The organism is Candidatus Woesearchaeota archaeon (assembly GCA_003694805.1).
GTDB lineage: Archaea > Nanobdellota > Nanobdellia > Woesearchaeales > J110 > J110.
The window spans coordinates 1-7,258 of the sequence record RFJU01000065.1; the positions used below are offsets into that span (position 1 = coordinate 1).

General features: G+C 48.1%; 8 protein-coding genes. 3 read left to right on the forward strand and 5 right to left on the reverse strand.

Annotation, left to right across the window (positions count from 1 at the left end; genetic code table 11):
* Window positions 1-276: 276 nt before the first annotated feature.
* Window positions 277-702 carry a hypothetical protein gene (locus tag D6783_02455; GenBank protein ID RME53264.1) on the reverse strand — a complete coding sequence of 142 codons (426 nt, stop codon included), beginning with the start codon at window positions 700-702 and terminating at the stop codon, window positions 277-279.
* Between the two features lie 217 nt (window positions 703-919).
* Between D6783_02455 and D6783_02460 the strand changes: the two genes are divergently transcribed.
* From D6783_02460 to amrA, 3 genes are all read left to right on the forward strand, one after another.
* Window positions 920-1,645, forward strand: coding sequence for a methyltransferase domain-containing protein (locus D6783_02460; GenBank protein ID RME53265.1), 726 nt, complete (start codon window positions 920-922; stop codon window positions 1,643-1,645).
* A 58-nt stretch (window positions 1,646-1,703) separates the two neighbouring features.
* Window positions 1,704-1,979 carry a DNA-directed RNA polymerase subunit L gene (locus tag D6783_02465; protein ID RME53266.1) on the forward strand — a complete coding sequence of 92 codons (276 nt, stop codon included), beginning with the start codon at window positions 1,704-1,706 and terminating at the stop codon, window positions 1,977-1,979.
* Window positions 1,980-2,128: 149 nt separating this feature from the next.
* A complete protein-coding gene (gene amrA / locus D6783_02470) occupies window positions 2,129-2,692 on the forward strand; it encodes an AmmeMemoRadiSam system protein A (protein RME53267.1) in 564 nt (187 codons plus the stop codon).
* 81 nt (window positions 2,693-2,773) lie between these two features.
* Here the strand turns inward: amrA and uppS are convergent, their stop codons facing one another.
* The 4 genes from uppS to D6783_02490 all read right to left on the reverse strand — a co-directional run bounded on the left by uppS (window position 2,774) and on the right by D6783_02490 (window position 7,194).
* Window positions 2,774-3,490: a di-trans,poly-cis-decaprenylcistransferase gene (gene uppS, locus D6783_02475; GenBank protein ID RME53268.1), complete on the reverse strand. Its 717-nt coding sequence runs from the start codon at window positions 3,488-3,490 to the stop codon at window positions 2,774-2,776.
* Window positions 3,491-3,749: 259 nt separating this feature from the next.
* Window positions 3,750-4,307 carry a CBS domain-containing protein gene (locus tag D6783_02480; protein ID RME53269.1) on the reverse strand — a complete coding sequence of 186 codons (558 nt, stop codon included), beginning with the start codon at window positions 4,305-4,307 and terminating at the stop codon, window positions 3,750-3,752.
* A gap of 135 nt (window positions 4,308-4,442) precedes the next feature.
* Window positions 4,443-6,284, reverse strand: a complete 1,842-nt coding sequence (locus D6783_02485; GenBank protein RME53270.1) for a nucleotidyltransferase domain-containing protein — start codon at window positions 6,282-6,284, stop codon at window positions 4,443-4,445.
* A gap of 163 nt (window positions 6,285-6,447) precedes the next feature.
* Window positions 6,448-7,194 carry a hypothetical protein gene (locus D6783_02490; GenBank protein RME53271.1) on the reverse strand — a complete coding sequence of 249 codons (747 nt, stop codon included), beginning with the start codon at window positions 7,192-7,194 and terminating at the stop codon, window positions 6,448-6,450.
* Window positions 7,195-7,258 lie beyond the last annotated feature (64 nt).

The following is a 7,258-nucleotide window of genomic DNA, read 5'->3' on the forward strand; positions in this document are numbered from 1 at the left end:
ATATATATAGGTTCAACTATCTATTTGTTTTGCTATTTATTGTTTTTCCAATTTATTTGATAAACAATTTATTGGTTTCCCTTGTTATAAATGTTCCTTTGTTTTTTGAAAGCAGTTAGGAAGGAACTAGAAACTTTTAGTTTTAGCTTAAAAATTATAGTTTTTTAGTGCTTAAAATATATGATTAAAACTCAAAATTTTTGGTTGATGGGGGGGGGGCAAAAAACAAGCCAACACAAAAAAGCCTAAAAATGAAAAACCCAAAACCCACCATCATCATTCAACGGGAAGCACCTGTTGGGCAATCCCTCGCTGAATCTTCAGAACATTCTGCTTGGCCTGCAACTCCTTAAACTTCAAATCCAACGACACGAACACTTCCTGATTCCTATACTGGCGAATCAAAGGAATCCCCTTAAAGGACAAGGATTCAACCACTTGCTCCACCACTTCCTCAGCAACACCCAATCGCCTGGCAATATGACGAATCGTCAATGGCTCATCATGCAAGTACAACACTAAAAACACTTCTTCCTCTCGCTTCGTCAAACGCTCAGCACTACAAACGCCACGGGACGACCCCTGCTCAAGACGATCCACCCGCTCAGCCAGCTTAGCAAGCTTCTCTTCAAGCGCGATAAGAAAAGAATAGCAACACTGAATCTCATCGGTATTCTTATTAATACCTTCCAAATGATCCATAACCTGCTCTCCCAACGCAGCAACGCTCTTCTCAACATTGGAGAGGCGCAGCAAAACATCCCTCTCCTGCCCGTTGAGAACGCGTCGTGAAGAACCCTCTCCTAGACCAGGTATGCTTGCACGAATACCACATCACCCCCGAGCAGATGTGGAACCACACTCTTTAAATAAATTATGGTAACTCAACGTATAGCTTGCCAGTGAGGAAAACATCACCATGACTGATACGAAGAGAAACAAGCAAACAGCACAACGACCAACCCAGCAGCCAATCCGCCATCCTTCAACGCCACGCAGCCAAGCAGCGCTCTCCTACCTCCTCTCCCACATCCCCTCCTTTGACCACCCAAGGACGGATCTAGAACAGCACCCCACGCCGCCAAGCATCGCAGCAGAACTCCTCTGGCACGCCCACATGCGAGGCCTCCTCCGTTCTGCAACAGTCATTGATCTAGGATGCGGAACCGGCATATTTGGCATCGGAGCCGCGCTCCTCGGAGCAGCAAGGGTGCATTTCGTTGACATTGACCCAGGCGCGCTTTCCAAAGCACAAGAAGCAGCAGCCAACCTCTCCGCCGCAATCCCCCCATCAACCCGCCTCACGTTCTTCCAAGGCGATGTCCAAACCTTCCAAGAACAAGGCGACATACTCTTCCAAAACCCTCCTTTCGGAACAAAACGCCGCCACGCGGACACCCACTTCCTTGAAGCCGCGGCAAGACTCGCACCCAGACTATACACCCTCCATCTCGCCTCTACGCAACGATTCGTCCAAACAAAACTGGCAACCCTTGGCTATCACGTAACAGAAACGTTCACCTTCACCATACCACTCAAAAACACCCACGCCCACCACGCCAAACCAAAACACCTTGTTCAGGTGACTTGCTTTGCAGCCGAAAAAACCAAGCAAGACGGATCGCAAGACGCTCGCCGGCCTTAACAAACAAGCCCCAAACCAATAAAAAAGCTTATAAAAGAACGCATGCTCACTCCGGAAAATGGAAATCCACGTAAAAGAAGACAGCAAAAAACGGGCGGTATTCTCTGTTCGCGGCGCGGACCATACCACGTGCAACATTCTAAAAGTTGCGCTGCAAAAAGAAAAAGGCGTTACCATTGCAACCTACTCCGTCAAGCACCCGCTCGTCGACGACCCGCTCTTCATTATTGAAACGAACGGAACGGTCTCGCCCAAACAAGCCATCCATAAAGCCGTCGCGTCCATCATTGCAGAAAACAAAAAAACCGACGCGGAATTCAAGAAGGCAAGCTAAAGGCCAGAGCCGAACAAAGCCACGCCAGAACCAACAAAAAAACCTAACAGCAAACGCTTTCGCACAAGAACCCCTTCTCTCGTGCAGGCGCCGCACAAGGAGTGGTTTTTAAGGAAAACTTAAAAAATCCAACGAGTTTCTCCAACACGATGACGCCGGAAGAACAACAACACCTCCTCGAATTTGCGAGGAAGGCAATTGAAAGCAAATTCCAAAAAAAAGACCTTTCTTTTGCTGATGTGCAGCAGTTTAATGAACCGCTCGGCTGCTTTGTCACCCTCAAGCAAGGCGACAAGCTCCTAGGCTCGATGGGTTTTCCAGAGGCGGACCAGCCGCTCTACGAAGCAATCTACCACGCAGCAATTCAAGCCGCCTTCGACGATCCCCGTTTCGACGGCGTAACGCCAGAAGAGCTCCAAAACGCAACGATTGAGATAATACTCCTCAAAAACCCCCATCAAATAACCGGGTCGAGCGTTGAAGACTACGCAAGGCAAATCAACCCGAAAGAGCATGCCGTTCTCGTCAAGAAACAATACCACTCAGGCATCCGCCTCGCCCACCCTCACAGTTCCGAAAACCCTCGCGACTTTCTCGTCAGCGCGTGCAAGAGAGCGGGAATCAAACCAGAAGACATCCTCGCAGAAGACTGCCACGTCTTCGTCGCCAAAACAGAAATATTCTCAGACGAAGACGTTCAACGAACACAATAAACAAAAAGCCCAGTTGTTGAAAAAACCGTTCAATCACCTCGCGGTTGCGGGCACGCTTCTGCCAGGCAGCATCTGCCACACTCACCGCCCAAACCGCCGCTCACGAGACTTGAAATCATCAATGCACGCAACCAAATCCTGCTTTTCAAACTCCGGCCAGCACTTCTCCAAAAAAAACCACTCAGCATAATTTGCCTGCCAAATCAAGAAGTTGGACGTCCTACACTCCCCGCCAGTACGAATGATAAGGTCTGGCTCCGAAGCGAAGTAGAGATTCTGTGAAACCGTGTTTTCGTCAATGTCTTCCACTGACAACCGGCCCTCGCGCACCTCTAGAGCAATACGCTTTACCGCATCAACTACTTCTTCGCGCCCGCCATATGCTACGGCTATGTTAAGCCGCCGCCGCTCATTCTTTTCAGTCATCGCCATAAGCCTGCTCATGCCTTCTTGAACCCGCTGAGGTAGGAGGTGCAACCTTCCAACGAAACGAATACGAAGCCCCTGCTCTGAAAGCTCCTTTTCTTTTTCTAATAATTCATTACAAGTCTTCTGAAACAAGTCCATCAAGTAGTCAAACTCGTTTTTTGGGCGATGAAAATTTTGCATTGAGAATGCATAAAGAGTCACCTCTTCAATTCCCAACTCGTCACACCATTTCAAGAACTGCTTTACTTTCTCAGCACCCCAACGGTGACCCTCCCAGGGACGCTTCATCAAGCGCTTGGCAAACCTGCGGTTCCCGTCAAGAATGACGCCAATATGCCTTGGAGCTGCACTCGCTTTTTCTTTCTGCATACCTCTGCTGCACCTGTCTTTCTTGAAAGCCGCTCTTCAGCGCGCCACTATGTCTTCTGCACGCATAACCACCGCGCTCACAACGCTTGCTCTTCCAATTTCCTTCCCAAGAAAAAGACGAGGCATATAAAAAGTTTTTTTTTCAAGGACGGGCAAGGATGCAGGAAGGCTACGAACACCTTGCTGGGCGGGGCTGACCCTGGAAGAACAGGCCACAACGGCGCTTTCCAGAGCGCTGGTACGCCTTTAGTAGTGTGTGCTACATTGACGCAGCGCAGTCACTGCACACGAACGAACCCCGCACCTCCTTGAGTTCGTCACAGGCATTTCCACAAATCTCGCAAAGGCCGTGCATTGCACTTGTACGCTGCATGCCAGGGCGTTGCAAGTCTGCTTTCTCAGCAAAAATCTCAAAGAGCTCAGGCTCTACAGCAAGCACATCTTGCAGCGTCAAATACCCAACCATCTTGCCTTCATCCATCACTGGCAGCTGGCGAACTTGATGCACACGCATTTTCTTAAACGCCTCAAGAACATCATCCCCGGGGTGCACACATACCAAATTGGAGGTCATGATTTCCTCAGCAGGGGTTTTTTCCAAATCGACACCATTCGCGACAGCCTTCCACACGATGTCGTGCACCGTCAAGATTCCCAGCAAAGATTCTTCATTCCTCCCATCTTTAACCACCAAACTGCTCACTTCATGGTTGCGCATAAGCTTAGCACAAGAAGAAAGAGGGGTGCTAGGAGCGACACTTAACGGTTTTGTTGTCATAGCGTCGATAACTCGAAAACCACTCTTCACTTTTCGCATGCCAATCGAAGAGAACGAACGCCGCCTTATAAATATTTACAAAAAAGTATCAACACCCAAGCCCCGCGCATCCAGACCTCATCGTGCTCAAAACTAGCAACGGAAAACGGGGGCTGCACATTCCCGCAATAGTCCCTACGCGTTCACAAGGATTTCAACATCTCGCCCAAAAATATCTTTGAGCTGCTCAAAAGTTCGCTCCTTTAAGAAAACCTTAGGAGGGATGTCGATCTTGGCGAGGGCTTGTTCCAACTCTTCCAAACTGCTCGAGCGCATATTGGAAAAACTGCCATCTTTGAGAAGTGTTGCACGAGTAATCTCTTTATCCTCATTATCAATGTCGTGAATGAAGAACGCCTCATCACCTAGGAGAATAACTTCGCCGAACGCGTTTCCGTGCTTGACGCGAATCTTGGCCTTTTCAACCTCAGCACCTCGCTTTCTTTGCATGTACTCGACCATGAACTTCAACAATTCTCTAAAGTGCTTGCCAATTTGATGGATGTCCGTCTTCGTCAAAGCGCCTCTGTCATAGTCTTTTTTTGCTTTTACAATGTCTTTGAGTATTCTCAAATACCGCTCAGGCATCAACCCCTTATGAATAACTTCCTTTTCAAACACTTTGATAATCTCAATATCGGAAACCCGTTCAACACCTTCGAGCCGAAGGATGTCCCGAATAACCGTCACGGTGCTCTCATACGCGTGCAGGACGCTCTCCTTGTCCTTGAGCTCTTCGATTTGACCAAACAACGTTTTAATACGAGCCAAGTACTTCTCGGCATTCTTTACCAACGTGTCCACATCTTTTCCAGAAAGCCCCTTTAAGTCTCCGTGTTCAAGATCTTTGCGGACCTTGATCTGCTTCTCCAAAATCTTAACGTATTCTTCTTCCAAGAGCTTCTCTTTCTTGACGAACACGTTGCGGAGCACTTCCGGCGTCTCTTTCGGCGTTGGCGGAGGGACGCCATAGAGCATGAGCGCAGCTTGGGAGGGCGTAAGAATAGCCCAAAAAGTATCTTCTAACCCGATATCACGAAGCTTGAGCTTGATGCGCTCCATCATCTGGCTCCCGGACTGCATGAAGATGTCAATTGCCTCAGGACTCGGCTTGACCTTGCCCATTTTCAAAAGCTGTTTCCACGGCATGAAGATGCCACGATCATAGAAGGGAACGCCGTCACGCAGGAACGTGAAAATAATCGGATTTGCCTCTTTGATGTTGTCCCAAAAGTCTGTTAAGATGTACACTTGAATGTTGAGCTTGTTCTCAATGCCTGTCAGCTTGCCCGCGTCAATACCCATGCCGATGATAATTGCGCGCAGCTTGTCTTTGAGCTCGGCGCGCGTCATTTTCTTCACGTCAGTGTCATCAATGACGATGAACACGTCAATGTCTGACTTCGGCGTAGCCCTTCCTTGAACAAGTGATCCTGCCAAGACGTAGCACACAATGTATTTCTCAAACTTCCTAAGCACCATGGACTTGTGCACTTCAGCAATCTTAATCGCGGCAAGCATACCTTTGTCAAACACTGGCACGCTAACAGCAATCATTTCAAGAAGATCGTACTTTCCATCAAAGCAAGACTGCCACACTTCAGAGATGAGGAGGACCTCCGGCTTGATGTGCTTGTCAACCTCGCCTGCAATATCGCTCATGACCTTTTGAAGCCGACCCTTGAGCTCGTCAGGCGGAAGTGATTTGCTGTCCCCGTCGTCAATAAGGACCAGCACGTTAACCTCTCCCGCTGCATCTTTCTTAGGCGGGAGGAGGGAGACGCCCATAACATACTCTTCAAACTTACCCAAGACTTTCTCCTTGAATTGGTGCAGTTCCTTTTGCAATGAAAGAATGCGTTTCTTCTCTTCGTCAGGAAGGTTTGGAGGAAGCGCCTTTAACAATTCCTCCTCTTTTTTCCTCAGTTTTCCTTCCTTCTTCTGTGTGCTTGCTTTTTTCTTAACCATAACGCTCATGTCTTCTGATAAGACCCTCTTTTTCCCAACAACCGTTCAGGAGCTTTTGTTTCCTCAGCGTTTGAAAACCACTTCCTCATTTATAAAGCTTGTGTCTCTTTCTCTGGAAAGAAAAAAGAAAAGAAAAAAATTCAGGGCGGGTGCCAAACAGTCGTTTCCTGCTTTACTGGTAGTCGCCTTTGTTGTCCTCTCTTTTTTTAAAGCCCAGTCTCTCAAGGGCTTCTGTCGCTGGATCTTTCTTCGCCTCTGGAAAGAGCGTGCCAGTCACGGCATCGTCGAATGCGAAGGCGAATGCTGAACCCAGGCTCTTGGCAAAATTAACAGGGTTTTCGAGTTCGTATCCATTTTTTTGCAGTTGCTCTTTTACGTAGTAGAGGACGTGCGCGGGCTTAGTCCTGCTTTGGAAGTGGAGCAATTCTCTTTCAAATATTTTTTGTGCAAACCTTTCAGGGCTTTTTTCGAGGTTTTTTTTCGCATGTTTAAGGAATTCTTGAGCAGTAAGCTTGTTCTCTTTGGCAAGGAACTCCAAAGCCCCGAATATGTCTCCTTCAGAGCCTGCTTCGATACCGTGGCTGAAATTGTATAGTTGTCTTAACCCAAAATACAAAGCATTAGCGTCGTCGCCGGCAATCTGCTTCACACTCGCAAGCATGTCAGGATCAACGGCTTGGTAAAATGTTTCCAGCCCGTTACTCACGGTTTTCTTGAGTTCATCTTCTGAGATCGTGTCTTCTCGCCCCTTTCCTTTAACAGCCGCCATCAGGGCGCCGTAGAGTTCTCCGTGAGCGAGCTCTCCTTTGAATGCTTCGTTTGGAAGCGTGTTGCGTTGCCATTCAATAAATTCTCTGTACGGTTCTCCCACGAGTTTTTCCAAATTGAGATTGTTCTCTCCTCCTTGGTCTCCTGCCATTTTCTTGTACACCTCCGTCGGCGTGGCCGGAATTTTTTTTTTGTCGCTTCCCGCACCACAACAA